Genomic DNA, 24707 nt, shown 5'->3' on the forward strand with positions numbered 1-24707 from the left:
TGTTAGCGCTTGAGCACCAAGGCTTTCAGCATGAAAACTACCGCAAACCCGCAGTAGACAAGCGCGAGCAGCTCACTTATTGGAAGCGCTGCACCAGCTCGCAGGCCACGGCGCGCGTTTGCGCGTCCAGCGCCAGCAGGCCCTGCAGCGAATCTGCGTTGGAGGGCGCCACCGCCTCCAAAGTTGCCAGGTTGAGGGCGTGGATCTGGTCGAATCGGATGCGCTCGCCGAGGAAGGCGTCCACCGCCACCTCGTTGGCGGCGTTCAGCACCGCCGTGGTGCCGGGCGCGGCGGCCAGCGCCTGCCAGGACAGGTGCAGGCCGGGAAAGCGCACCGCGTCCGCCTTCTCGAAGGTCAGTGCGGCCAGCTGGGCGAAGTCCAGCGGCGCGGCGCCGCTTTCCACCCGCTCGGGCCAGGCCAGGCCGCAGGCAATCGGCACGCGCATGTCCGGCGTGCCCAGCTGGGCGATGATGGACGCGTCCACGAACTGCACCATCGAATGGATGATCTGCTGCGGGTGGATGACCACCTTGATCTGCTCGGGCGCCAGGTCGAACAGCCAGCGCGCCTCGATCACCTCCAGCGCCTTGTTCATCATGGTGGCCGAGTCGATGGAGATCTTGCGGCCCATGGAGAAATTGGGGTGCGCGCAGGCCTCGCCCGGCGTCACATCGCGCAGCGTGCCGGGCGCGCGCGTGCGAAACGGCCCGCCCGAGGCGGTGAGCAGCACGTGCTGCACACGCCGCGGCCAGGTGGCGGCGTCTTCCGGCAGGCTCTGAAAGATGGCCGAATGCTCGCTGTCGATGGGCAGCAGCGTGGCGCCGCCGTCCTTCACCGCGCGCATGAAGACCTCGCCGCCGACCACCAGCGCCTCCTTGTTGGCCAGCAGCAGCCGCTTGCCGGCGCGTGCCGCGGCCAGGCAGGGCGCCAGGCCGGCGGCGCCGACGATGGCTGCCATGACCGCATCGACGTCTTCATGCGATGCTATGGTTTCAAGAGCATCTGGCGCTTGCAATACCTGCGTTGCAAGGCCATTGGCCTTGATTTTTTCGGCCAGCTGCCGCGCGTGCGGGGCGCTGGCCATGACGGCGTAGCGCGGCCGATGGGCGGCGCACTGCGCCAGCAGCAGGTCCACCTGGGTGGCCGCGCTCAGGGCGAAGATTTCGTAGCGGCCCGGGTGGCGAGCCACCACGTCCAGCGTGTTCTTGCCGATGGAGCCCGTGGAGCCGAGCACCGTGATGCGTTGTGTCATGCGGAGAGAGAAGCCAGGTGGCTGAGCATCAGGGCCAGCGGCAGCGTGGGCAGCAGCGCGTCGATGCGGTCCAGCACGCCGCCGTGGCCGGGCAGCAGCTGGCTGGAATCCTTGGCGCCGGCGCTGCGCTTGACCAGCGACTCGACCAGGTCGCCCACCACGCTCATGGCGGCCATGAACACGGCCCCCAGCAGCAGCAGCCACCAGCCGGCGCGCGCCAGCAGGGTGTAGAGGCTGGGCACGGCCGCGCCGCGCGAGCCGTCCAGCCAGACCCACGCGCAGGCCAGCAGCACCACGCCCGCCATGCCGCCCCACACGCCCTCCCAGCTCTTGCCCGGGCTGATGGACGGCGCCAGCTTGCCGTTGGTAAAGCGCAGGCCGAAGCTGCGGCCTGCGAAATATGCAAACGTGTCGGCCACCCACACCAGGGTCAGCGCCGACAGCAGGAAATTGATGCCGATGGTGCGTGCCTGGGCCACGGCCAGCCAGGCCAGCCACAGCGCGGCCAGGCCTCCCGCCAGGCGCAGCGTCCGGGCAATGCGCGGCCAGCCGGCCACCCCGGCGCGCAGCAGCGCGGCGCCGCCCAGCACCCAGGCAGCGCCGCCGGCGATCCACAGGCCAAACAGCGGCTGCTCCAGCCATCCGGCCGCCCAGCTGGCGCCGCAGGCCGCCAGGCACAGCAGGCCCATCCCCACGCTGGCGCCCTGCTCCAGGCCGTTGAGGCGGCCCCATTCCCAGGCGGCGGCGGCCATCATGACCAGCGCGACGATGGCAAACGGCACGGGCGAGGGATACAGCAGCGCCGGCAGCAAGATGGCCAGCAGGATGAGGGCGGTGATGACGCGTTGCTTGAGCATCCTGGGAGACCCCCTTGGGTTGTGGCGCCGTCAGGCGCGCAGCGGCTCGGTCTGCCGCTCGGGCGCCGGCTGCTGCTGCTGCACCTGTTCGGACGTGCGGCCGAAGCGGCGCTCGCGGGCACGAAAGCTCGCGATCGCCTCATCCAGCGCGGCTTCGTCGAAGTCGGGCCAGAGGCGGTCGCTGAAAAAGAACTCGCTGTAGGCGGCCTGCCACAGCAGGAAATTGCTGATGCGCATCTCACCGCCCGTGCGGATGACGAGATCCGGGTCGGGCACGTGCGCCAGGCCCATGGCGGCGTGCAGGCTGGCCTCGGTAATGGGCTCGCCACGCGCGGCCAGCCGGGCGGCGGCCTGGGTGATGTCCCAGCGGCCGCCGTAGTTGAAGCACACGTTGAGCACCAGCCGGGTGTTGCCGGCCGTGAGGCTCTCTGCCTGCTCCAGGCCCTTGCGCACGTTGCCCGACAGGCCGGCCTTCTCGCCCACGAAGCGCACGCACACGCCATCGCGGCTGAGCTCGGGCACCTCGCGCGCGAGTGCCTTGGCCAGCAGTCCCATCAGGCCTGAAACCTCGTCTTGCGGACGGTTCCAGTTCTCGGAGGAGAAGGCGAACACCGTCAGCACGCCCACGCCGCGTGCCACGCAGGCGCGCACGCAGCGGCGCAGCGAATCCACGCCCTGGGCGTGGCCGGCCAGGCGCGGCAGAAAGCGCTGGCGCGCCCAGCGGCCGTTGCCGTCCATGACGATGGCAATGTGGTGCGGGGCGGCGGCAGCGGCAGGCGGCATTGCGGGGCGGATGTGCGGGCGAAAGGAATCAGGCGTCGTGCAGCAGCGCGGGCCGCTCAGATCGCCATGATCTCCTGCTCCTTGGCGGATGCCAGCGCGTCGATCTCGGCGATGAACTTGTCGGTGATCTTCTGCACGTCGGCTTCGGAGCGCTTCTGGTCGTCCTCGGAGGCGAGCTTATCCTTGACCAGCTTCTTGACGCCTTCGTTGGCATCGCGGCGCAGGTTGCGCACGGCCACCTTGGCGCCTTCGGCCTCGTTGCGCGCCAGCTTGGTCATTTCCTTGCGGCGCTCTTCGCTCATGGGCGGCATGGGCACGCGGATCAGGTCGCCCATGGAGGCCGGGTTCAAGCCCAGGTCGCTCTCGCGGATGGCCTTCTCGATCTTCGCGCCCATGTTCTTTTCCCAGGGCTGCACGCTGATGGTGCGTGCGTCCAGCAGCGACACGTTGGCCACCTGCGACAGCGGCACCATGGAGCCGTAGTAATCGACGTGGATGGTGTCCAGCAGCTGCGGGTTGGCGCGGCCCGTGCGGATGCGGGACAGGCTGTTCTTGAAGGCGGCGATGGACTGCTCCATCTTGCCTTCGGCGTTCTTCTTGATGTCGGCGATGGTCATGGAAATTCCTTCAACACATGCGGGCGTGGCGCCTTGAGTCAGGCGCCGCGCGGCAAAGCGGTCAAGCGTACACCAAGGTGCCCTCGTCCTCGCCCATCACCACGCGCTTGAGCGCGCCGGGGCGGGTGATCGAGAACACGCGGATGGGCAGCTTCTGGTCGCGGCACAGGGCAAAGGCCGTGGCGTCCATGATGCCCAGGTTGCGCACCATGGCCTCGTCGAACGTGAGGCGGGCGTAGCGCGTGGCCGTGGGGTCCTTCATCGGGTCGGCGGTGTACACACCATCGACCTTGGTGGCCTTGAGCACCAGCTCGGCGCCGATCTCCGCGCCGCGCAGCGCGGCAGCGGTGTCGGTGGTGAAGAAGGGGTTGCCCGTGCCGGCGGCGAACACCACCACCTTGCCCTCTTCCAGGTACTGCAGCGCCTTGGGGCGCACGTAGGGCTCAACCACCTGCTGGATGTCGATGGCGGACATGACGCGCGCCGTGACGCCCTGCTTGTCCATGGCGTCGGCCAGGGCCAGTGCGTTCATGACCGTGGCCAGCATGCCCATGTAGTCGGCCGTGGCGCGGTCCATGCCCTCGGAGCCGCCGGCCACGCCGCGAAAGATGTTGCCCCCGCCGATGACCACGGCCACCTGCACGCCCAGGTGCGTGACCTCCACCACCTCCGCCACTATGCGCTCGATGGTGGCGCGGTTGATGCCGAAGGCGTCGTCGCCCATGAGGGCCTCGCCAGACAACTTGAGCAAAATGCGCTTGTGGGCTGGCTGAGAGGCGGTCATGGGCAATTCTCCGTAAGGCAAAGGTGGGTGGGTCAGGAAAGGCAGGGGTGCGGCTGGCTGGCGATCAGCCGGCCTTGGCGGCGGCGACCTGCGCAGCCACTTCGGCGGCGAAGTCGTCGGTCTTCTTCTCGATGCCCTCGCCCACCACGTACAGGGTGAAGCCCTTCACGGTGGTGTTCTTTTCCTTGAGCATCTGTGCCACGGTCTGCTTGCCGTCGGCGGCCTTCACAAAGACCTGGTCGGACAGGGACACTTCCTTGAGGTACTTCTGCACCGAACCTTCGACCATCTTGGCGGCGATGTCGGCAGGCTTGCCGGACTCGGCAGCCTTGGCGGCGGCAACGGAGCGCTCCTTCTCGATCAGCTCGGCCGGCACTTCGGCCGACGTCACGGACACCGGCTTCATGGCGGCCACATGCATGGCCACGTCCTTGGCGGCGTTGGCGTCACCTTCGTACTCGACCACCACGCCGATGCGCGTGCCGTGCAGGTACGAAGCCAGTTGCGTGCCGCTGAAGTGCTTGAAGCGGCGGAAGGACATGTTCTCGCCGATCTTGCCGATCAGGCCCTTGCGCACGTCTTCCAGCGTCGGGCCGAAGCCGTCCTGCTCGTAGGCCAGCTGGCCCAGCGCGTCGATGTCGGCGGGCTTGTGCTCGGCCACCAGCTTGGCGGCGGCGTTGGCCATGGCGATGAAGCTGTCGTTCTTGGAGACGAAGTCGGTTTCGCTGTTGACTTCGATCAGCGCGCCCGTGGTGCCCTCGATGCTGGCAGCCACGACGCCCTCGGCGGTCACGCGCGAGGCGGCCTTGCCGGCCTTGGTGCCCAGCTTGACGCGCAGCAGCTCTTCGGCCTTGGCCATGTCGCCGTCAGCTTCGGTCAGGGCCTTCTTGCACTCCATCATGGGGGCGTCGGTCTTGGCGCGCAGCTCGGCGACCATGCTTGCGGTAATAGCAGCCATCGTTATCTCTCCTGTCTCGGTTCGGTTCTCTGCAAAAAAGGGGGCTAAAAAAAAGGGGGCTCATCAGGGCCCCGCTTTTTCTGCGACGCGTCGCGTGCGGTCCGGGCCTGTCAGGCGGCGGATTCCTGCACTTCCACGAACTCGTCGCTGCCCTCGGGGGCCACGGCCTTGACCATTTCGGTCTCGGCGTTGTTGCGGCCTTCCAGGATGGCGTCAGCGATGCCGCGGGCATAGAGCGTCACGGCCTTGGCCGAGTCATCGTTGCCGGGGATGACATAGTCGATACCCTCAGGCGAGTGGTTGGAGTCCACCACGCCGATCAGCGGAATGCCCAGCTTCTTGGCCTCGGCCACGGCGATCTTGTGGAAGCCCACGTCGATCACGAAGATGGCGTCGGGCAGGGCGTTCATGTCCTGGATGCCGCCGATGTCCCTTTCCAGCTTGTCCAGCTCACGTGCGAACATCAGCTGTTCCTTCTTGCTCATGGACTCCAGGCCGGCTTCCTGCTGGGTCTTCATGTCCTTCAGGCGCTTGATGGACGTCTTCACGGTCTTGAAGTTGGTCAGCATGCCGCCCAGCCAGCGCTGGTCAACAAAAGGCACGCCGGCACGCTGCGCCTGCTCGGCCAGGATCTCGCGGGCCTGGCGCTTGGTGCCCACCATCAGGATGGTGCCGCGGTTGGCCGACAGCTGGCGCACGAACTTCTGCGCCTCCTGGAACATCGGCAGCGACTTTTCCAGGTTGATGATGTGAATCTTGTTGCGATGGCCGAAGATGAAGGGGGCCATCTTGGGGTTCCAGAAGCGGGTCTGGTGGCCAAAGTGGACACCGGCTTCCAGCATTTCGCGCATGGTCACGGACATGATGAGTACTCCGAAGGTTGGGTCTAAAATCCAGCCCCAATCATTGCGGCCCGCATCCCTTCGCTGGGACTGCCGGCGCAACACCTCGAAAGGGCTGGTTTGCTATTTGCTTTGCCGCTGCCGCCCCTTCAGCGGGAAGGCTCGGGCTCTCGGCAAAACCGCGGGATTCTACCATAGACAGGCCGCCCGGGCCGGCAGCGCCCCGATGGGTCGCCGTCTTTCCAACCGCGCCAGCCCTCAAAAATCATAGCTGCCAGCGCTTGCCCAGCAAGCGCTGGAGGCCTATTTTGCTTCGATCTTCATGCACATCATCATCGTCGGCGCCGGCATTGTCGGCACCGCCACCGCCTATGAACTGGCTTGCGACGGCCATGAGGTCACGGTCGTCGAGCAGCGCGCTGCCGCTGCCGAGCAGGCCAGCTTCGCCAGCGCCGGCCTGCTGGCGCCCTCGCTGCTCATCCCCTGGGCCGCGCCGGGCGCCGACGGCCGGCTGGCCCGCCGCATGCTGGGCAGCCGCGCGGCACTGCGCCTGGTGCGTGGAGCGGGTCTTGCCGGCATGGCGTGGCTGTGGCGCTGGAGGCAGGCCGGACGCGACGCGGGCGCCGGCGAACGGCTGTTGGCGCTGGCCGCGCTGGGCCAGGCCAGCCTGGCGCGCACGCGTGCCATTGCCCACGATCTGGATGTGGACAGCGAGTCCAGCCCGGGGACGCTGATGTTGCTGCGCAGCCGCGCAGAAGTGCAGCTGGCGCAGCCCGCGCTGCAGGCCCTGGCTGCCGCCGGCGTGCCCGTGCGTGAGGTGGACGCCGATACGGCCCGGCTGATCGAGCCCGGCCTGGCGCCAGAGGCGCCCCTGGCCGGCGCCCTGCACGCCCCCGAGGGCGGGGCCGCCAACTGCCGCCTGTTCGCACAGCTGCTGCGCCAGGCCGCGCAGGAGCGCGGCGCGCGTTTCCTCTTCAATGCCCGGGTGCAAGCGCTGGCGACCGGCGGCCCCGGTGTGCATCTCGTCGGCCAGGACGCCCCCCTGGCCGCGGGCGCCGTGGTGCTGTGCGCCGGCATGGCCAGCGCAGCGCTGCTGCGCCCGCTGGGCGTGCGCCTGCCCCTGGCAGGCATGCACGGCTATTCGGTGACCGCTCCGCTGCGCGAAGAAAGCCATGCGCCCCAGGGCGCCGTCATCGACCCGCAGCACCGCGTGACCATCACGCGCCAGGGCCAGCGCGTGCGGGTGTCCGGGGGCGCCGAGCTGGCCGAGGCCGGCGGAGCGCACGACGAGGCCACGTTGCGCACCTTGTACCTGGCCCTGTCGGGCTGGTTTCCGGGAGGCGCGCTGGTGTCGTCGTCCCAGGTGCAGGTCTGGCGCGGTGCCCGCCCTACCCTGCCCGACGGCGCGCCCGTCATCGGCGCCGGACCGGCGCCCGGCCTGTGGCTCAATACCGGCCACGGCGCCTGCGGCTGGGCCCACGCCTGCGGCAGCGCGCGCATGCTGGCCGATCTGCTGGGCGGGCGCGAGCCCGGCCTGGATACCGAGCCGTTCGCCCTGGCGCGTTTTTGATTCAGGCTCTTCCGGCCAGGCACTGCGCCGCACAATGTCCGGCATGCTGCGTCTAGACTTCTCCCATCCCCAGCCGCTCTTCACCAGCCAGGCCACGCGGCACATCGAGGCCGCTGCGGCTGCCGCGCTGCCGCCCTGCACCCTGATGGAGCGCGCCGGTCAAGCCACGGCCCGGCTGGCGATGGCGATGGCGCCCCATGCGCGGACCATCTGGCTGGCCTGCGGCAGCGGAAACAACGGCGGGGACGGCCTGCAGGCTGCTGCGGCACTGCGTGCGGCAGGCCGGCACGTGGTCGTCAGCTGCCTGGCCGATGACGCGCAGCAGCTGCCGCCCGACGCCCGCCAGGCCTGGCTACGGGCCCGCCACGCAGGCGTGGAATTTGCCTCGCAACCGCCCAGCCTGGGCCCGCAGGATTTGTGCGTGGACGCCCTGCTCGGCCTGGGACTGACTGCCCATCCGCGCCGCCACCCTGCCGATGCGCGTCTGCTGCAGTGGCTGGAAGCCCTGCACTCCGGCACCACGCCCGTGCTGAGCGTGGACTTGCCCTCCGGCCTGATGGCAGACACCGGCCAGTTTGCACCGGGGCTGACTCCCGGTGGCCCGGCTATCGCTGCCCGCTACACCCTGGCGTTGCTCACCCTCAAACCAGGGCTGTTTACCGCGCATGGACGCGATGCAGCCTGCTGCGTCTGGTTCGATGACCTCGGCGTGGGCAACGCAGGTACGTCGCCCGCGGCTTGGCTGGCCGGAGCACCCAGGCCCTCTTCACGCCCACACGCCAGCCACAAGGGCAGCTATGGAGACGTGGCCATCATCGGCGGCGAAGGTGTGGGCCCGCGCGGCATGGGCATGACCGGCGCCGCCTTGCTGGCCGCCAGTGCAGCCCTGCATGCCGGCGCCGGGCGGGTGCTGGTGGCCCTGCTGGACGGCGTCGCCGATGCGACCACCGTGACCAGCGTGCAACCGGAGTGCATGCCGCGCCGCTTCGAGGCGCTGGCTCTTGACGGCGGCGTAACCGCTGTCGCTGGCTGTGGCGGCGGTATCGCCATTGCAGCAGTGCTGGAGCCCATCTTGCTGCAGGCCGGGCGGCTGGTGCTGGACGCCGACGCCCTCAACGCCATTGCCACCGACGGGGCAATGGCGCGCCTGCTGAGGGCGCGCGCCAGCCGGACGGACCGGGCGACAGTGCTCACCCCGCATCCGCTGGAGGCGGCGCGCCTGCTAGGGGTCGAAACAGACGCCGTACAGGCAGACCGCCTGGCCGCCGCCAGCGAGTTGGCGGCCCGGTTTCACTGCGCCGTGGTGCTCAAGGGCTCCGGCAGCGTCATTGCTGCCAAGGGCCACACACCACGCATCAATCCGACCGGCAACGCGCGTTTGGCGACGGCAGGCACGGGGGACGTGCTGGCCGGCCTGCTGGGCGCACGCTTGGCCGCCGTACCGGCGACGCTGGACGCCGCCTTCGAGGCAGCCTGTAGCGCTTGCTGGGAACACGGCGCCGCAGCAGACCATTGGCCCGGCAGCAGCGCCCTTACCGCGTTGAAGCTGGCCCGTACGCTCACCGCCTGATTGGCTGACGTCTGACAAGGGCCGACCGAGGCAGCTATTTCAATCGGATCGTCACTCTTTCCGAACCAACTGCCCTGACGCCCGAGGTCATCGCCATGAAACGCCCCTTGTACTCCAGCACTCCAGCATTGGCCGCTTTCGTAGTGACTGTACTGCTTGCCCTGCTCGCGGGTGCCATGACTGTCTTGCCCCACCAGACAACTCAGGTGGCGGACTCGCAGGTACATACACAAATTGAGCAGCTGGTTCCTGCAGGGTTTTTTGACTGAGAAGTCAACGATCGTGCCCTGACGAGGCGCACAGCCGGCACCCAAGTCGTGCCCGAGGGCCTTCCACCGCACGTCGGTGACTTCCAGAAAGCTGGACCCTGGAAAAATTTTCTGCACAGCGCAGTCACAAGCCAAAAAAAACCGCCACACACCTTGGTTCTCAGTGTGTGGCGGTATCTTGAATGGTGGAGCTGGCGGGAATTGAACCCGCGTCCGCAAGCCTTTACCGGGCAGATCTACATGCTTAGCGTTCTGTTTTGGATCTCGCACCCCATATCGCGCAGGCGCACGCTATACAGGATACCAGTACCCTTGAATCTCGCACCATGCCAAGGTACCCGGCACGGTGCCAGCTGATGTGAATTCCCTTGCAGCCGGGAGGCCTTGCGGCCCCCTTGCCCAGCCCATCAGCGTGCTGTTGCAAGGCTCACCGGTATTTAAGCGGCGAGTGCGAAACGTTCGTCGTTTGCAGTTGGTTTATTGAATGGAGATTTACGAGCGTCACTCAAGCTCGGCATGCACCACTCCGATTCCGAACCCACGTCGAAACCAGGACAGCCCCAGAACCGTTATTTTAAGACAGATCCAGCAGTTTCAAGAGCTCGAGAGGTAAATCTATCGCGGCATCTGCCCCCCATGCCGTTGTATTCGCGTCCAGGCCCAGATAACCGTACAACGCAGCAACCGTACCCATGCCCGCAGCCTGGCCTGCCAGGATGTCGCGGTGGTCGTCTCCCACATAGATACAGGCATGAGGAGGCAGTTCAAGGCGCGCAGCGGCTTCCAGCAGAGGCGCCGGATGGGGTTTGGAATGAGGCGTGGTATCGCCACTGACCACGGCAGACGCGTCGTCGAACAGGCGCAGCCTCTGCACGATGAGATCCGTGAACCGGCTGGCCTTGTTTGTAACCACCCCCCACCGCACCGCGTGGCGCCGCAAAGTGGCCAACAGCTCCTGGACCTGAGGAAACACGTCCGTCTGTTCATGGATACAGCCCTGATAGCGGTCGAAGAACTCCTCACGCAGGTCGGCAAAGGAGGCATCGTCTGGCTGGATGCCCAGCGCGATCGCCAGCATGCCGCGCGCGCCAGCCCCGGCCATGGGACGGTAGGCGGACAACGGAAGGGGCGGCATGTTTCGCTGCGTGCGCAACTGATTGGCAGCACGCCCCAGGTCTGGAGCGCTGTCAATCAGCGTGCCATCAAGGTCAAACAGAACAGCCCGCACTCCAGGCCAGCGAGCGGCGCTCATGCCTGCGGGCGTCTGGTGGCCAACAGGTAGTTCACGCTGGTGTCGTCGCTGAGCCAGTAGCGACGGGTCAGCGGGTTGTATTGCATGCCACGGGTATGCGTGATGTTCAGGCCCGCCTGCCGGCAGGCCGCCGCCAGTTCACTCGGCTGGATGAATTTCGCGTACTCGTGTGTTCCCCTTGGAAGCATTTTCAGCAGGTACTCCGCGGCCAAAATGGCAAACGCGAAGGATTTCGCGTTGCGGTTGATGGTGGAGAAAAACACCCACCCTCCTGGCTTTACCAGGCGCGAGCACGCTTCAACCACCGACTGCGGGTCGGGCACGTGCTCGAGCATCTCCATGCAAGTCACGGTGTCGAACGACGCTGGCGCCTCTTGCGCCAGCTCTTCCACGCTGACTTCACGATAGCGTACCCGGGGGGTTTGGGCTTCAAGGGCGTGCAGACGCGCCACCTTCAGCGCCTTGGAGGCCAGATCGATGCCCAGGACGTCGGCACCCCTGCGGGCCATGGAGTCAGCCAAAATCCCACCACCGCAACCCACATCGAGCACGCACTGGCCTGAGAGCGGAGCGATTTGGTCGATCCAATCCAGGCGCAACGGATTGATCTGGTGCAATGGGCGGAATTCGCTTTCAGGATCCCACCAACGGTGGGCCAGCTCAGAGAATTTTGCCAACTCGGCCGGGTCGGCATTGAGGTGCTCGGTCATGCAGTCATTGTCTCCTTGAAACATGGAAGACGAAAAAAAGCCCCGTTACCGGGGCTTTTTTGTGCGCGTAAAGCGAAATTAGTTGGCGCGGGTGCCGACCACTTCGATTTCAACGCGGCGGTTCTTGGCGCGGCCTTCGGCGGTGCGGTTGTCAGCCACAGGCTGCTTTTCGCCCTTGCCTTCGGTGTACACGCGGTTCTTTTCGATGCCCTTGGAGACCAGGTAGGCCTTCACGGCTTCGGCGCGGCGCACAGACAGCTTCTGGTTATAGGCATCGGTACCGATGGAGTCGGTGTGACCCACTGCGATGATGACTTCCAGGTTGATGTTCTTCACCTTGGAGACCAGATCATCCAGCTTGGCCTTGCCTTCGGGCTTGAGGACAGACTTGTCGAAGTCGAAGAACGCGTCGGCGGCGTAGGTCACCTTGCTGGCTGCTGCGGGAGCAGGAGCGGGCGCAGGTGCCGGTGCGGCATTGGGAGCGGGAGCAGCTGCCGGAGCAGGCGCAGCAGCGGCCTTCACCAGAGCACCGTCGCAGCCTTCGGCAGCGGTTGCGGGCGTCCAGTTAGCATCGCGCCAGCACAGTTCGTTCGTGCCGTTCTTCCAGACCAGCTCGCCGGTGCCGTTTTGCCAGTTGTCGACCACGTTACCGCCGTCGGCTGCCTTCACTTGGGCGCCAGCCGAGGTTGCAATCACGGCAGAGGCCAACAACATCGCCACTTTGTTCAGTTTCTTCATGGTTCTCCTCTTGGGGAATAAGCCGCAGCCGTGCTGCGAATGATGGACGCCGCCAGTGACCGCCACCGACGAAAACGTTGAAACGATTGTGCCATACGTAACAAGGCCAGCGCGGCCCACGTGAGACCCGAACCGTAGGACAAAAGCGCAATCCCGGGGATATGTTGCGCTGCTGCGACAACACGTTGCACCTAAAATGATCGATCGCCCGCTTGCGGACCCTTGCCTTCAGTCGCCGCCATGATCCAGTTCGCCAAAGAGACCTTGCCCATCAGCCTGGAAGAGGAGATGCGTCGCAGCTACCTCGATTACGCCATGAGCGTGATCGTGGGCCGCGCCCTGCCCGACGCGCGCGACGGCCTGAAGCCCGTACATCGGCGCGTGCTGTTTGCCATGCACGAGCTCAACAACGACTGGAACCGGCCGTACAAGAAGTCCGCCCGCATCGTGGGCGACGTGATCGGCAAATACCACCCGCACGGCGACATCGCGGTGTACGACACCATCGTGCGCATGGCGCAGGATTTTTCACTGCGCCACATGCTGGTGGACGGTCAGGGCAACTTCGGCTCGGTCGATGGGGATAACGCCGCGGCTATGCGCTACACCGAAATCCGGCTGGCCAAAATAGCGCACGAAATGCTGGCCGACATCGACAAGGAAACGGTCGATTTCGGGCCCAACTATGACGGCAGCGAAAAGGAGCCGCTGGTGCTGCCCAGCCGCCTGCCCAACCTCCTGGTCAACGGCTCGGCCGGCATTGCCGTGGGCATGGCGACCAATATTCCGCCGCACAACCTGAACGAGACGGTGGACGCTTGTTTGCACTTGCTGCACCACCCCGAGGCTTCCATCGACGACCTGATGGAGATCATCCCCGCGCCCGACTTCCCCACCGCCGGCATCATTTACGGCATCAACGGCGTCAAGGAAGGCTATCGCACGGGGCGCGGGCGGGTGGTGATGCGCGCCAAGGTGCACTTCGAAGACATCGACCGCGGCCAGCGCCAGGCCATCATCGTTGACGAGCTGCCCTACCAGGTCAACAAGAAGACGCTGCAGGAGCGCATGGCCGAGCTGGTGCACGAGAAGAAACTCGAGGGCATCAGCCACATCCAGGACGAGTCCGACAAATCCGGCATGCGCCTGGTGATCGAGCTCAAGCGCGGCGAAGTGCCCGAGGTGGTGCTGAACAACCTGTACAAGCAGACGCAGCTGCAGGACACCTTCGGCATGAACATGGTGGCGCTGATCGACGGCCAGCCGCGCCTGTGCAATCTGAAGGACTTGGTTGAAGTCTTCCTGCAGCACCGCCGCGAGGTGGTCACGCGGCGCACGGCGTTCGAGCTGCGCAAGGCGCGCGAGCGCGGCCACGTCCTGGAAGGCCTGGCTGTCGCCCTCGCCAACATCGACGAATTCATCCGCATCATCCGCGAGTCGCCCACGCCGCCCGTGGCCAAGGCCGAGCTGATGAACCGCTCCTGGGACAGCCAGCTGGTGCGCGAGATGCTGACGCGCACGCGCGAGGACGGCGGCGTGGTCAACGCCGACGACTACCGCCCCGAGGGGCTGGAGCGCGAGTACGGCATGCAGGCCGGCGGCCTGTACCGCCTGTCCGACACGCAGGCCCAGGAGATCCTGCAGATGCGCCTGCAGCGCCTCACGGGCCTGGAGCAGGACAAGATCGTGGCCGAGTACAAGGAGGTCATGTCGCACATCGAGGACCTGCTGGACATCCTGGCACGTCCCGGGCGCGTGTCCACCATCATTGGCGATGAGCTTGCCGCCCTGAAGGCCGAGTTCGGCCAGTCCCGCCTGGGCGCGCGCCGCAGCCTGATCGAGCACAGCGCGCACGACCTGTCCACCGAGGACCTGATCACGCCCACCGACATGGTGGTCACGCTCAGTCACACCGGCTACATCAAGAGCCAGCCGCTGTCCGAATACCGTTCGCAGCGCCGCGGCGGGCGCGGCAAGCAGGCCACGGCCACCAAGGAAGACGACTGGATCGACCAGCTCTTCATCGCCAACACGCACGACTGGATCCTGTGCTTTTCCAACCGCGGCCGCTTGTACTGGCTGAAGGTGTGGGAGGCGCCGTCCGGCTCGCGCGGCTCGCGCGGGCGGCCCATCGTCAACATGTTCCCGCTGGTCGATGGCGAGAAGATCAACGTCGTGCTGCCGCTCACGGGCGCCATGCGCACCTTCCCGGCCGACCACTACGTGTTCATGTCCACCAGCATGGGCACCGTCAAGAAGACGCAGCTGTCGGAGTTCTCCAACCCGCGCAAGGGCGGCATCATCGCCGTCGGCCTGGATGAGGGCGACTACCTCATCGGCGCGGCACTGACCGACGGCCAGCACGACGTGATGCTGTTCTCCGATGGCGGCAAGGCCGTGCGCTTTGACGAGAACGACGTGCGCGCCATGGGCCGCAACGCGCGTGGCGTCAAGGGCATGACGCTGGAGGAAGGCCAGAGCGTGATCGCCATGCTGGTGGCCGAGGACGAGTCGCAAAGCGTGCTGACTGCCACCGAAAACGGCTACGGCAAGCGCACCAGCATCACCGAATACACCCGCCACGGCCGCGGCACCAAGGGCATGATCGCCATCCAGCAGTCGGGCCGCAACGGCCGGGTGGTGGCGGCCACGCTGGTGCGCGCCGACGACGAGATCATGCTGATCACCGATACCGGCGTGCTGGTGCGCACCCGGGTGTCCGAGATCCGCGAGCTGGGCCGCGCGACGCAGGGCGTGACGCTGATCGCGCTGGACGATGGCGCGCGCCTGTCCGGCCTGCAGCGCATCGTTGAAAACGACGCCCACGGCGCCGATCCGGCCGCCCTGGACGAAGCTGCTGCGGATGCAGGCCCCGAGCAGGAGTGACAACCCTGCCCCAGCCACGGCCGCATCGCTATTAAAACCATAGCTTTCTGCGCTTGTCCCACAAGCGCTGGAGCCTGATTTTGCTTGAAACCATGAACCGTCCCTACAACTTCTCCGCCGGCCCCGCCGCCATCCCCGAAGAAGTGCTGCAGCGCGCTGCCGCCGAAATGCTCGACTGGCATGGCAGCGGCATGGGCGTCATGGAGATGAGCCACCGCGGCAAGGAATTCATCGCCATCTGCGAGCAGGCCGAGGCCGACCTGCGCGAGCTGCTGGCGGTGCCTGCCCACTTCCGCATCCTGTTCATGCAGGGCGGCGGCCTGGCCGAGAACGCCATCGTCCCGCTCAACCTGTCGCGCGCCGCAGCCGTGGACTTCATCGTCACCGGCAGCTGGAGCGCCAAGTCGCGCAAGGAAGCGCTCAAGTACGCGGCCGAGGTGCACACCGCCGCCAGCGGCGAGGACGGCGGTTTCACCTCCATCCCCGACCCGGCCGGCTGGCGCTTGAGCCGCGGGGCCAGCTACGTGCACCTGTGCAGCAACGAGACCATCCACGGCGTCGAATTCCATGAGCTGCCCGACCTGGCAGCCCTGGGCAGCGACGCGCCGCTGGTCATCGATTTTTCCTCGCACGTCGCCTCGCGCCCCGTGGACTGGTCGCGCGTAGGCCTGGCCTTCGGTGGCGCGCAAAAGAACCTGGGCCCCGCCGGCCTGACCCTGGTGGTCGTGCGCGAGGACCTGCTGGGCCACGCCCTGCCCGCCTGCCCCAGCGCGTTCGACTACCAAATAGTGGCGGACAACAAGTCCATGTTCAACACGCCGCCGACCTGGGGCATCTACGTCGCCGGCCTCACCTTCCAGTGGCTCAAGCGCCAGCGCGAGGGCGACGCCACCGGGGTGGCCGCCATGGAGCTGCGCAACCGCGCCAAGGCCGAGCGCTTCTACAGCTACGTGGATCAGTCGCAGCTGTACCTGAACAAGGTGGCGCCGCCGGCCCGTTCGCGCATGAACATTCCCTTCTTCCTGCGCGACGAATCGCGCAATGAAGCTTTTCTGGCCGGCGCCCGCGAGCGCGGCCTGCTGCAGCTCAAGGGCCACAAGTCCGTGGGCGGCATGCGTGCCAGCCTCTACAACGCCATGCCCATGGCCGGTGTCGAGGCGCTTATCGCCTACATGCGCGAGTTCGAGCAGCACCACGCCTGACCCTCGCCCGCTCCGCCCTTCGGCAGGCCGGCGCGCCTGCCCCGCCCTTTTGCCTGCCCGATGTCCCAACAGCCCACCTCCACGCCCGACCTCTCCAGTCTGCGCACGCAGATCGACAGCATCGACCAGCAACTGCTGAGCCTGCTCAACCAGCGCGCCCAGGTGGCCGAGCAGGTGGGCGAGGTCAAGAAGCGCGACGGCACGCCCTTCTTCCGGCCCGACCGCGTCGCCCAGGTCATCGAGAAGATCACCACCAGCAACCCCGGCCCGCTCAAGGGCGCCCACGTGGCGGCCATCTGGCGCGAGATCATGTCCGCCTGCCTGGCGCTGGAGTCGCCCCAGCGCGTGGCCGTGCTGGGCCCCGAGGGCACGTTCTGCGAGCAGGCGGCCATCGAGTACTTCGGCGGCGCGGCCGACCTGATGTACTGCAACAGCTTTGACGAGGTCTTCCATGCCACGGCCGCCGGCAGCGCGCAGTACGGCGTGGTGGGCATGGAAAATTCCAATGAGGGCGTGGTCACCCGCTCGCTGGACATGTTCCTGCACACCCCCTGCCACGTGGTGGGCGAGGTCAGCCTGCTGGTGCGCCACAACCTGCTGCGCACCAGCCCTTCGGCCGAGGGCATCGAGGCCGTGCTGGCCCACCCCCAGGCGCTGGCCCAGTGCCACGCCTGGCTGTCCAAGCACCTGCCGCACGCCGAGCGCCGCCCGGTGTCCAGCAACGCCGAAGGCGCCCGCCTGGCCGCCACCAACCCGGCCTGGGCCGGCATCTCCAGCGAACGCGCGGCCCAGCAATACGGCCTGCACGTGGTGGCCCATGCCATCCAGGACGACGCCTACAACCGCACGCGCTTCGCCGTGATCTGCCTGCGCCACACCCTGGCCACGCCGGCGCCCACGGGGCGCGACTGCACCAGTCTGATCATCTCCGTGCCCAACCGGCCCGGGGCCGTGCACGACCTGCTGGTGCCTTTGAAGAAGCACGGCGTGTCCATGACCCGCTTCGAGTCGCGCCCGGCCCGCACCGGTCAGTGGGAGTACTACTTCTACATCGACATCGCAGGCCACCCGGCCGAAGCCAATGTGGCCAGCGCGCTGGCCGAGCTGCAGCAGCTCGCCGCCTTCTACAAGGTGCTGGGCACCTATCCGGTGCCGGCGTGATGGCGGGCGCGGCCATGTTCGAGCAACTGGGGCTGATTGGCTGCGGCCTGATGGGCGGCTCCTTCGCGCTGGCGATGAAGCGCGCCGGGCTGGTGCAGCGCGTGGTGGGCTACAGCAAGTCGCCCTCCACCACCGACCGGGCACGCCAGCTGGGCGTGATTGACGTGGAGGCGCCCTCGGCGCTGCTGGCCGCAGCCGGCGCCGACATCGTGCTGCTGGCCGTGCCGGTGGCCGCCACCGAGGCCACGCTCAAGGCCATCAAGCACCTGGTCACGCCGAAGATGCTGGTGATGGACGTGGGCTCCACCAAGGCCGACGTGGTGCACGGGGCGCGGCGCGCGCTGCGCGACCAGTTCGGCTCGTTCGTGCCGGCCCACCCCATCACGGGGCGCGAGGTCTCGGGCGTGGAGCATGCCGACGCGCAGCTGTACCAGGGCGCCAAGGTCATCCTGACACCCACCGAGCGCACCCTCACCGTGCACCTGCGCCGCGCCGAGGCGCTGTGGAGCGCCCTGGGCTGCCACGTGCGCAGCATGGCGCCGGAGACGCACGACGCGGCGTTCGCCGCCGTCAGCCACCTGCCCCACCTGCTGGCCTTTGCCATGATGGGCAGCATCAACGGCCAGCCCCAGGCCGACGTGCTGCTGGACATGGCCGGCCCCGGCTTTCGCGACTTCACCCGCATCGCTGCCAGCGACCCGCAGCTGTGGCGCGACGTGCTGCGCGCCAACCGCGCCGAGGTGCTGGCCCAGTCGCAACTCTTCAAGCAGGCACTGCAGGCGCTGGAGGCGGCCATGCAGGCCGACGACGGCGAGCCGCTGGAAGACCTGATCACGCTGGCCAGCAGCGCCCGCGCCCATTGGCGCATGGGCAGCGGCGGCCGCTCATCCCGGGAGGGTTGATGTATTCCACCGCATTCCTTGACCTGCCGCCGCTGCGGCAGGCCAGTGGCAGCGTGCAGCTGCCGGGCTCCAAGAGCATTTCCAACCGCGTGTTGCTGCTGGCGGCCCTGAGCGAGGGCACGACGGAAGTGCACGACCTGCTGGCCTCGGACGACACGCGCGTCATGCTGGACGCGCTGCGCGCGCTGGGCTGCGGCGTCCACGAGGCCGGCGGCGGCGTGGCGTGCATCACCGGCCTGGGCGGGCGCCGGCCAGCGTCGCCGGCCAAGCTCTTCTTGGGCAATGCCGGCACCGCCATGCGTCCGCTCACCGCGGCGCTGGCGTTGCTGGGCGGCGAATACGAGCTGTCGGGCATCCCGCGCATGCACGAGCGGCCCATTGGCGACCTGGTTGATGCCCTGCGCCAGCTGGGCTGCCGCATCGATTGCCTGGGCAGCGAGGGCTACCCCCCGCTGCGCATCGACCACGAAGGCGGCCTGCCGCCGCTGCGGCTGGACGCGCCCATCCGCGTGCGCGGCGACGTGTCCAGCCAGTTCCTCACCGCCTTGCTGCTGGCGCTGCCGCTGGTGGCCCAGGAGCAGGACGTGGTGATCGAGGTCGTGGGCGCGCTGATCTCCCGGCCCTACATCCACATCACGCTGGAGCTGCTGGCGCGCTTTGGCATCGCCGTGCGCCACGACGACTGGCAGCGCTTTGTCATCCCGGCCGGCAGCCAGTACCGCTCGCCTGGGCAGATCCACGTCGAGGCAGATGCCTCTTCTGCTAGCTATTTCATAGCTGCCGGCGCAATGGCAGCGGGCCTTGACGGCCAAAAACCCTTGAAAATCCTGGGCGTGGGGCTGGATTCCATTCAGGGCGACATTCGCTTCGTCGAGGCAGCGCAGGCCATGGGCGCCCGCGTCGCGGGCGGGCCGGGCTGGCTGGAGGTCGGCCGCGGTGCCTGGCCGCTCAAGGCCATCGACCTGGACTGCAACCACATTCCCGACGCCGCCATGACGCTGGCCGTCATGGCGCTGTACGCCGACGGCGTGACCACCCTGCGCAACATCGCCAGCTGGCGCGTCAAGGAGACCGACCGCATCGCCGCCATGGCCTGCGAGCTGCGCAAGCTGGGCGCCACGGTGGAAGAAGGCCCGGACTGGCTGAGCGTCGCTCCCCTGCCCCGCGCCGCCGACTGGCGCGCCGCCAGCATCCACACCTACGACGACCACCGCGTGGCCATGTGCTTCTCGCTGGCGGCGTTCAACCCGGCCGGCCTGCCGGTGCGCATCGAAGACCCGCGCTGCGTGGGCAAGACCTTCCCTGACTACTTCGAGGCGCTGTTCGCCGTGGCGCAGACGCCGCCAGAGCGCATCCCCGTGATCTGCATCGACGGCCCCACGGCATCGGGCAAGGGCACGGTGGCCGCACAGGTGGCGCAGCAGCTGGGATACCACTTCCTGGATTCGGGCGCCATGTACCGCACCGCGGCGCTGGCCGCCATGCGCGCCGGCATCGCCATCGAGGCGCAGCACGAGCCGCGCCTGGCCGAGCTGGCACGCCACCTGCCCGTGCGCTTCGAGGGCGGCCGCATCTGGCTGGCGGGCGACGACATCACCGACGCCATCCGCACCGAAGAGGCGGGGATGAACGCCTCGCGCGTGTCCGCCCTGCCGGCTGTGCGCCAGGCGCTGGTGGCGCTGCAGCTGGGCTTTCGCCGCCTGCCCGGCCTGGTGGCGGACGGGCGCGACATGGGCACGGTGATTTTCCCGGCGGCGCCGCTGAAGGTCTTTCTGACGGCCAGCGCCGCCGTGCGGGCCGAGCGGCGCCATAAGCAGTTGATTTCCAAGGGCATTTCCGCTACAATCTCCGACCTTCGCGCGGACTTGGAAGCGCGGGATGCGCGCGACGCCAGTCGCAGCGCCTCGCCGCTTAAAGCCGCTGAAGACGCTCTGCTGCTGGACAACTCCCTGCTCACGATCGACGAGGCCGTGGCGCAGGTGGTTGCCTGGTGGCAGGCACGCCAGCCGTTCTGACCTTCGGGTCTGACGGCTGGTTTTTTTGGTCCGCTCGGCTTCCTTCGCGCCCAAGCAGCGCACGGCCGTGCGGTTCGTTCACCCTCAACCCCGCGGCGCGATGCCGCAATACCCCCGCTGGCAGTCATAGCAACACGGGCAATGGTGCCCGTGGAAACCTGCCTGCGGACAAGGAAACACATGTCTGAATCTTTTGCCGCCCTGTTCGAAGAATCGCTGCAACGCACGGAAATGCGTCCCGGCGAGGTCATCACTGCTGAAGTGGTGCGCGTCGAGCACAACTTCGTGGTCGTGAATGCCGGCCTGAAGTCCGAGGCCTATGTGCCGATCGACGAATTCAAGAACGACCAGGGCGAGATCGAAGTGCAGGTGGGCGACTTCGTGTCGGTCGCCATCGGCTCGATCGAAAACGGCTACGGCGACACCATCCTGAGCCGTGACACCGCCAAGCGCCTGGCCTCCTGGCTGGCGCTGGAAAAGGCGCTGGAGTCCGGCGACTTCGTCACCGGCACGACCAGCGGCAAGGTCAAGGGCGGCCTGACGGTGCTGGTCAACGGCATCCGCGCCTTCCTGCCCGGCTCGCTGATCGACACGCGCCCGGTCAAGGACCTGACTCCCTACGAGAACAAGACCCTGGAATTCAAGGTCATCAAGCTCGACCGCAAGCGCAACAACGTGGTGCTCTCCCGCCGCGCCGTGGTGGAAGCCTCCATGGGCGAAGAGCGCGCCAAGCTGATGGAGACGCTGAAGGAAGGCGCCATCGTCAACGGCGTGGTCAAGAACATCACCGAGTACGGTGCGTTCGTGGATCTGGGTGGCATCGACGGCCTGCTGCACATCACCGACATGGCCTGGCGCCGTGTCCGCCACCCCTCCGAGGTGGTGCAGGCTGGCCAGGAAATCACGGCCAAGATCCTCAAGTTCGACACCGAAAAGAACCGCGTCTCGCTGGGCCTCAAGCAAATGGGCGACGACCCCTGGATGGGCGTGTCGCGCCGCTACCCCTCGGGCACGCGCCTGTTCGGCAAGGTCACCAACATCGCCGACTACGGCGCGTTCGTTGAGCTGGAGCCCGGTATCGAAGGTCTGGTGCACGTCTCCGAAATGGACTGGACCAACAAGAACGTGGCCCCCTCCAAGCTGGTCAGCCTGGGCGACGAGGTCGAAGTCATGGTGCTGGACATCGACGAAGACAAGCGCCGCATCAGCCTGGGCATGAAGCAGTGCAAGGCCAACCCCTGGCAGGAATTCGCGCAGGACACCAAGCGCGGCGACCGTGTCAAGGGCCCGATCAAGTCCATTACTGACTTCGGCGTGTTCGTGGGCCTGGCTGCCGGCATCGACGGCCTGGTGCACCTGTCCGACCTGTCCTGGAACGAGCCCGGCGAAGCCGCCGTGCGCAACTACAAGAAGGGCCAGGAAGTCGAAGCCATCGTGCTGGCCGTGGACGTGGACCGCGAGCGCATCAGCCTGGGCATCAAGCAGCTCGACCAGGACCCCTTCACCACCTTCGTGACGGTGAACGACAAGGGCCAGATGGTTTCCGGCAAGGTCAAGACGGTGGACGCGCGTGGCGCCGAGATCGATCTGGGCCAGGACATCGTCGGCTACCTGCGCGCCTCGGAAATTTCCCGCGACCGCGTGGAAGATGCCCGCAACGTGCTCAAGGAAGGCGACGAAGTCAGCGCCGTGGTGGTGAACGTCGATCGCAAGACGCGCAACATCCAGCTGTCCATCAAGCAAAAGGACATGGTTGACGAGCAAGGCGCCATGGCCCACCTGTCGGCCCAGTCGGCCAAGGAAAATGCCGGCACGACCAGCCTGGGCGCCCTGCTGCGCGCCAAGCTGGACAACTCCGACAAGTAATCCGGCGCGACGCACCGGGCCTGCCAGCGGCATGCCCGGTGCCGACACCAAGTTGCGGGCGCCCTGGGCGCCCGCTCTTTCTTTTGCCACCACACGCCACTGCCATGACCCGATCCGACCTCGTGGAAGAACTTGCGGAGCGCTTTGCCCAGCTGACGCAGCGCGACGCCGAGCTCGCCGTCAAGACCATCCTGGACGCCGTGGGCGACGCACTGGTACGCGGCCACCGCATCGAGATCCGCGGCTTCGGCAGTTTCTCGGTAAACCACCGCCCGCCCCGCATGGGCCGCAACCCGCGTACCGGCCAGGCCGTGCAGATCCCGGAAAAGCGCGTGCCCCACTTCAAGCCCGGCAAGGCCCTGCGCGAGGCCGTGGACCAGCGCAACCCGGTTTGAGCGGCCCTGTAGCTATTCAATTGATAGCTGCTTGCGCTTACCCAGCAAGCAGCAGAGCCTGATTTGGCTTGAATTCACGCACCGCCGGCGCGGGCCGGCACCGGCCCTGCGCGCACGTAGAATGGCCCCGCCAACCGGGAGGCGACGCATGAAGTACCTGCTGTGGCTGCTCAAGGCAGCCATTTTTTTCACCTTGTTCGCCTTTGCGCTGAACAACCAGCAAAGCGCCACCGTGCATTTCTTCTTCGGCACGCAGTGGACGGCGCCGCTGGTGCTGGTGGTGCTCAGCGCGTTCGCGCTGGGCCTGATCGTGGGCGTGCTGGGCATGGTGCCGCGCTGGTGGCACCACCGCAACGCCGCGCGCCGCAGGCAGGCCGCGGCGGCTGCCAAGGCGGCTCCCGCGCCCGCTGCCGACCTGGCTCCTTCCGATACCGAAGCCGCCCTCGCCCAGTCCCCCCTCCATGGAATTTGACCTGAGCTGGATCGTCCTGGGCCTGCCCATCGCCTTCGGCCTGGGCTGGCTGGCCTCGCGGCTGGACATGCGCCAGCTGCGCGAAGACAGCCGCCGCGCCCCCAAGGCCTACTTCAAGGGCCTGAACTACCTGCTTAACGAGCAGCAGGACCAGGCCATCGACGCCTTCATCGAGGCCGTGCAGAACGACCCGGACACCACCGAACTGCACTTCGCCCTGGGCAACCTGTTTCGCCGCCGCGCGGAATACAACCGCGCCGTGCGCGTGCACGAGCACCTGCTCTCGCGCGGCGATCTCTCGCGCACCGACCGCGAGCGCGCCCAGCACGCGCTGGCGCTGGACTTCCTGAAAGCCGGCCTGCTGGACCGTGCCGAAGATGCCCTGCGCCGCCTGGAGGGCACGGCCTTCGAGGCGCAGGCCCGCCTGGCGCTGCTGGCCATCTACGAGCGCTCGCGCGACTGGCCCCAGGCCAGCGACATCGCCCGGCGGATGCAGGCCGCGCAGCAGGGCGACTTCAGCACCCGCCAGGCGCACTACCTGTGCGAGCAGGCGCTGGGGCACGCCGCCCATGGCGAACTGGACGCCGCCCTCGCGCTGCTGGAGCAGGCCATCGCCACCGCCCCCCAGGCCGCGCGTGCCCGCATCGAGCTGGCCCGGCTGCACCAGCGCATGGGCCATGCGCAGGCGGCACTGCAGGCCCTGGGCGGCTTGGCCGACGCCGCCCCTGCGGCACTGCCCCTGGCCGCGTCGCTGCTGGTAGAGGTGGCCAGCCAGGCCGGCCAGGCGCAGCAGGCGCACACGCTGCTGGTGCGCCACTACGAGCAGATGCCGGCGCTGGACCTGCTGGAGGCCATCGTCGCCCTGGAAACTGCCGGCGCCCAGGGTGCGGCCGCGGCGCGCAGCTGGTACGTGCGCCACCTCGAGCGCGAGCCCTCGCTGGTCGCCGCCACGCGCTGGCTGGCCGGCGAGGAGTTGGCCGAGCCCGACGTCCAGCCCCAGGTGCAGCGCGCGCTGGAGCACGCCAGCAAGCCGCTGACGCGCTACCGCTGCGCTGCCTGCGGCTTCGAGGCGCGCCAGCACTTCTGGCAATGCCCCGGCTGCCAGACCTGGGACAGCTACCCCGCGCGGCGGGTGGAAGAACTGTAGGGCGGTCCACACCGCCGAAGGAGGCTCAGGTGATGCGAACATTCCTTGCTTCATTGCTGGCGGCTGTCTGCCTGGCCTGCGCCCTGCCGGCCGCTGCGCAACCGGCCACCGCCGCCATCGAGGCCAACCAGGCCACCGAAGCGCAGCTGGACGGCATCAACGGCCTCGGGCCTGCCACCACCCGGCGCATCCTTGCCGCGCGCGACCAGCAGCCCTTTGCCGACTGGCGCGACTTGATCGCCCGCGTCAAGGGCATCGGCCCGGCCTCGGCCGAGCGCCTGTCGCACCAGGGCCTGCGGGTGGTCGGCCAGCCCTACGGCGCCGTGCCCGCGCCCGCACCTGCAGACAGCCGCTGAGCCGCCCGCGCTTGCCTGCCACGAGCGGCTGGCAAGCCCGATCCAAAGCCCGCGGGCAGCTCGGTTTTTCATAGCAAGGCGGCCGGGGCTTGCCCCTAAAATG

22 protein-coding genes and 1 other RNA gene are annotated in these 24707 nt (G+C 67.6%); 12 read left to right on the forward strand and 11 right to left on the reverse strand.

All coding sequences use genetic code 11. The annotated features are described in order from the left end of the window. Positions 1–76 precede the first annotated feature (76 nt). The 7 genes from ispC to rpsB form a co-directional block, all read right to left on the reverse strand. Positions 77–1252, reverse strand: a complete 1176-nt coding sequence (gene ispC, locus C7H73_RS09930; protein WP_106846496.1) for a 1-deoxy-D-xylulose-5-phosphate reductoisomerase — start codon at positions 1250–1252, stop codon at positions 77–79. Beyond that, positions 1249–2109 (reverse strand): phosphatidate cytidylyltransferase, encoded by an 861-nt coding sequence (locus C7H73_RS09935; RefSeq protein WP_106846497.1) that lies wholly within the window; start codon positions 2107–2109, stop codon positions 1249–1251. The genes ispC and C7H73_RS09935 overlap by 4 nt, the downstream gene beginning before the upstream one ends. Before the next feature lie 30 nt (positions 2110–2139). After that, a complete protein-coding gene (uppS, locus tag C7H73_RS09940; protein WP_106846498.1) occupies positions 2140–2892 on the reverse strand; it encodes a polyprenyl diphosphate synthase in 753 nt (250 codons plus the stop codon). A gap of 56 nt (positions 2893–2948) precedes the next feature. After that, entirely contained in the window at positions 2949–3509 is a 561-nt protein-coding gene (gene frr, locus C7H73_RS09945) for a ribosome recycling factor (protein WP_106846499.1), read from the reverse strand. A 61-nt stretch (positions 3510–3570) separates the two neighbouring features. After that, a complete protein-coding gene (gene pyrH / locus C7H73_RS09950) occupies positions 3571–4293 on the reverse strand; it encodes a UMP kinase (protein WP_106846500.1) in 723 nt (240 codons plus the stop codon). A gap of 64 nt (positions 4294–4357) precedes the next feature. Then, positions 4358–5251 carry a translation elongation factor Ts gene (gene tsf / locus C7H73_RS09955; protein WP_106846501.1) on the reverse strand — a complete coding sequence of 298 codons (894 nt, stop codon included), beginning with the start codon at positions 5249–5251 and terminating at the stop codon, positions 4358–4360. A gap of 110 nt (positions 5252–5361) precedes the next feature. Further along, a complete protein-coding gene (rpsB, locus tag C7H73_RS09960; protein WP_106846502.1) occupies positions 5362–6114 on the reverse strand; it encodes a 30S ribosomal protein S2 in 753 nt (250 codons plus the stop codon). Positions 6115–6415: 301 nt separating this feature from the next. Here rpsB and C7H73_RS09965 point away from each other — a divergent pair, with 301 nt between their 5' ends. Continuing rightward, entirely contained in the window at positions 6416–7663 is a 1248-nt protein-coding gene (locus C7H73_RS09965) for an FAD-dependent oxidoreductase (RefSeq protein WP_106846503.1), read from the forward strand. A gap of 43 nt (positions 7664–7706) precedes the next feature. After that, positions 7707–9233 carry an NAD(P)H-hydrate dehydratase gene (locus C7H73_RS09970; RefSeq protein ID WP_106847622.1) on the forward strand — a complete coding sequence of 509 codons (1527 nt, stop codon included), beginning with the start codon at positions 7707–7709 and terminating at the stop codon, positions 9231–9233. Positions 9234–9685: 452 nt separating this feature from the next. Here C7H73_RS09970 and ssrA read toward each other — a convergent pair. The 4 genes from ssrA to ompA all read right to left on the reverse strand — a co-directional run bounded on the left by ssrA (position 9686) and on the right by ompA (position 12202). Next, positions 9686–10064, reverse strand: a transfer-messenger RNA (tmRNA) gene (ssrA, locus tag C7H73_RS09975). 12 nt (positions 10065–10076) lie between these two features. Next, positions 10077–10754 carry an HAD family hydrolase gene (locus C7H73_RS09980; protein ID WP_106846504.1) on the reverse strand — a complete coding sequence of 226 codons (678 nt, stop codon included), beginning with the start codon at positions 10752–10754 and terminating at the stop codon, positions 10077–10079. After that, positions 10751–11464: a bifunctional 2-polyprenyl-6-hydroxyphenol methylase/3-demethylubiquinol 3-O-methyltransferase UbiG gene (gene ubiG, locus C7H73_RS09985; protein ID WP_106846505.1), complete on the reverse strand. Its 714-nt coding sequence runs from the start codon at positions 11462–11464 to the stop codon at positions 10751–10753. The genes C7H73_RS09980 and ubiG overlap by 4 nt, the downstream gene beginning before the upstream one ends. Before the next feature lie 78 nt (positions 11465–11542). After that, positions 11543–12202 (reverse strand): outer membrane protein OmpA, encoded by a 660-nt coding sequence (ompA, locus tag C7H73_RS09990; protein WP_106846506.1) that lies wholly within the window; start codon positions 12200–12202, stop codon positions 11543–11545. 240 nt (positions 12203–12442) lie between these two features. Here ompA and gyrA point away from each other — a divergent pair, with 240 nt between their 5' ends. The 10 genes from gyrA to C7H73_RS10040 all read left to right on the forward strand — a co-directional run bounded on the left by gyrA (position 12443) and on the right by C7H73_RS10040 (position 24604). Further along, complete coding sequence (gyrA, locus tag C7H73_RS09995; protein WP_106846507.1) at positions 12443–15088, forward strand: DNA gyrase subunit A; 2646 nt, start codon at positions 12443–12445, stop codon at positions 15086–15088. Between the two features lie 92 nt (positions 15089–15180). After that, positions 15181–16290, forward strand: a complete 1110-nt coding sequence (gene serC, locus C7H73_RS10000; protein WP_106846508.1) for a 3-phosphoserine/phosphohydroxythreonine transaminase — start codon at positions 15181–15183, stop codon at positions 16288–16290. A 60-nt stretch (positions 16291–16350) separates the two neighbouring features. Then, positions 16351–17451 (forward strand): prephenate dehydratase, encoded by a 1101-nt coding sequence (pheA, locus tag C7H73_RS10005; RefSeq protein ID WP_106846509.1) that lies wholly within the window; start codon positions 16351–16353, stop codon positions 17449–17451. A 14-nt stretch (positions 17452–17465) separates the two neighbouring features. Continuing rightward, positions 17466–18353, forward strand: coding sequence for a prephenate dehydrogenase (locus C7H73_RS10010; RefSeq protein WP_106847623.1), 888 nt, complete (start codon positions 17466–17468; stop codon positions 18351–18353). Further along, complete coding sequence (locus tag C7H73_RS10015; RefSeq protein ID WP_106846510.1) at positions 18353–20368, forward strand: bifunctional 3-phosphoshikimate 1-carboxyvinyltransferase/cytidylate kinase; 2016 nt, start codon at positions 18353–18355, stop codon at positions 20366–20368. Before C7H73_RS10010 ends, C7H73_RS10015 begins: the two co-directional genes overlap by 1 nt. 180 nt (positions 20369–20548) lie before the next feature. After that, positions 20549–22234 carry a 30S ribosomal protein S1 gene (gene rpsA, locus C7H73_RS10020; RefSeq protein ID WP_106846511.1) on the forward strand — a complete coding sequence of 562 codons (1686 nt, stop codon included), beginning with the start codon at positions 20549–20551 and terminating at the stop codon, positions 22232–22234. A 104-nt stretch (positions 22235–22338) separates the two neighbouring features. Continuing rightward, on the forward strand, positions 22339–22629 hold the full coding sequence (locus C7H73_RS10025) for an integration host factor subunit beta (protein ID WP_106846512.1): 291 nt from the start codon (positions 22339–22341) through the stop codon (positions 22627–22629). A 148-nt stretch (positions 22630–22777) separates the two neighbouring features. Continuing rightward, positions 22778–23101: a LapA family protein gene (locus C7H73_RS10030; protein WP_106846513.1), complete on the forward strand. Its 324-nt coding sequence runs from the start codon at positions 22778–22780 to the stop codon at positions 23099–23101. Next, the gene (gene lapB / locus C7H73_RS10035; RefSeq protein WP_106846514.1) at positions 23091–24248 is read left to right on the forward strand and encodes a lipopolysaccharide assembly protein LapB; all 1158 of its coding nucleotides are present in this window, start codon (positions 23091–23093) and stop codon (positions 24246–24248) included. The genes C7H73_RS10030 and lapB overlap by 11 nt, the downstream gene beginning before the upstream one ends. A 32-nt stretch (positions 24249–24280) precedes the next feature. Then, the gene (locus C7H73_RS10040) at positions 24281–24604 is read left to right on the forward strand and encodes a ComEA family DNA-binding protein (RefSeq protein ID WP_106846515.1); all 324 of its coding nucleotides are present in this window, start codon (positions 24281–24283) and stop codon (positions 24602–24604) included. The last annotated feature ends 103 nt before the right edge of the window (positions 24605–24707 follow it).

The organism is Pulveribacter suum (assembly GCF_003013695.1).
Lineage (GTDB): Bacteria > Pseudomonadota > Gammaproteobacteria > Burkholderiales > Burkholderiaceae_C > Melaminivora > Melaminivora suum.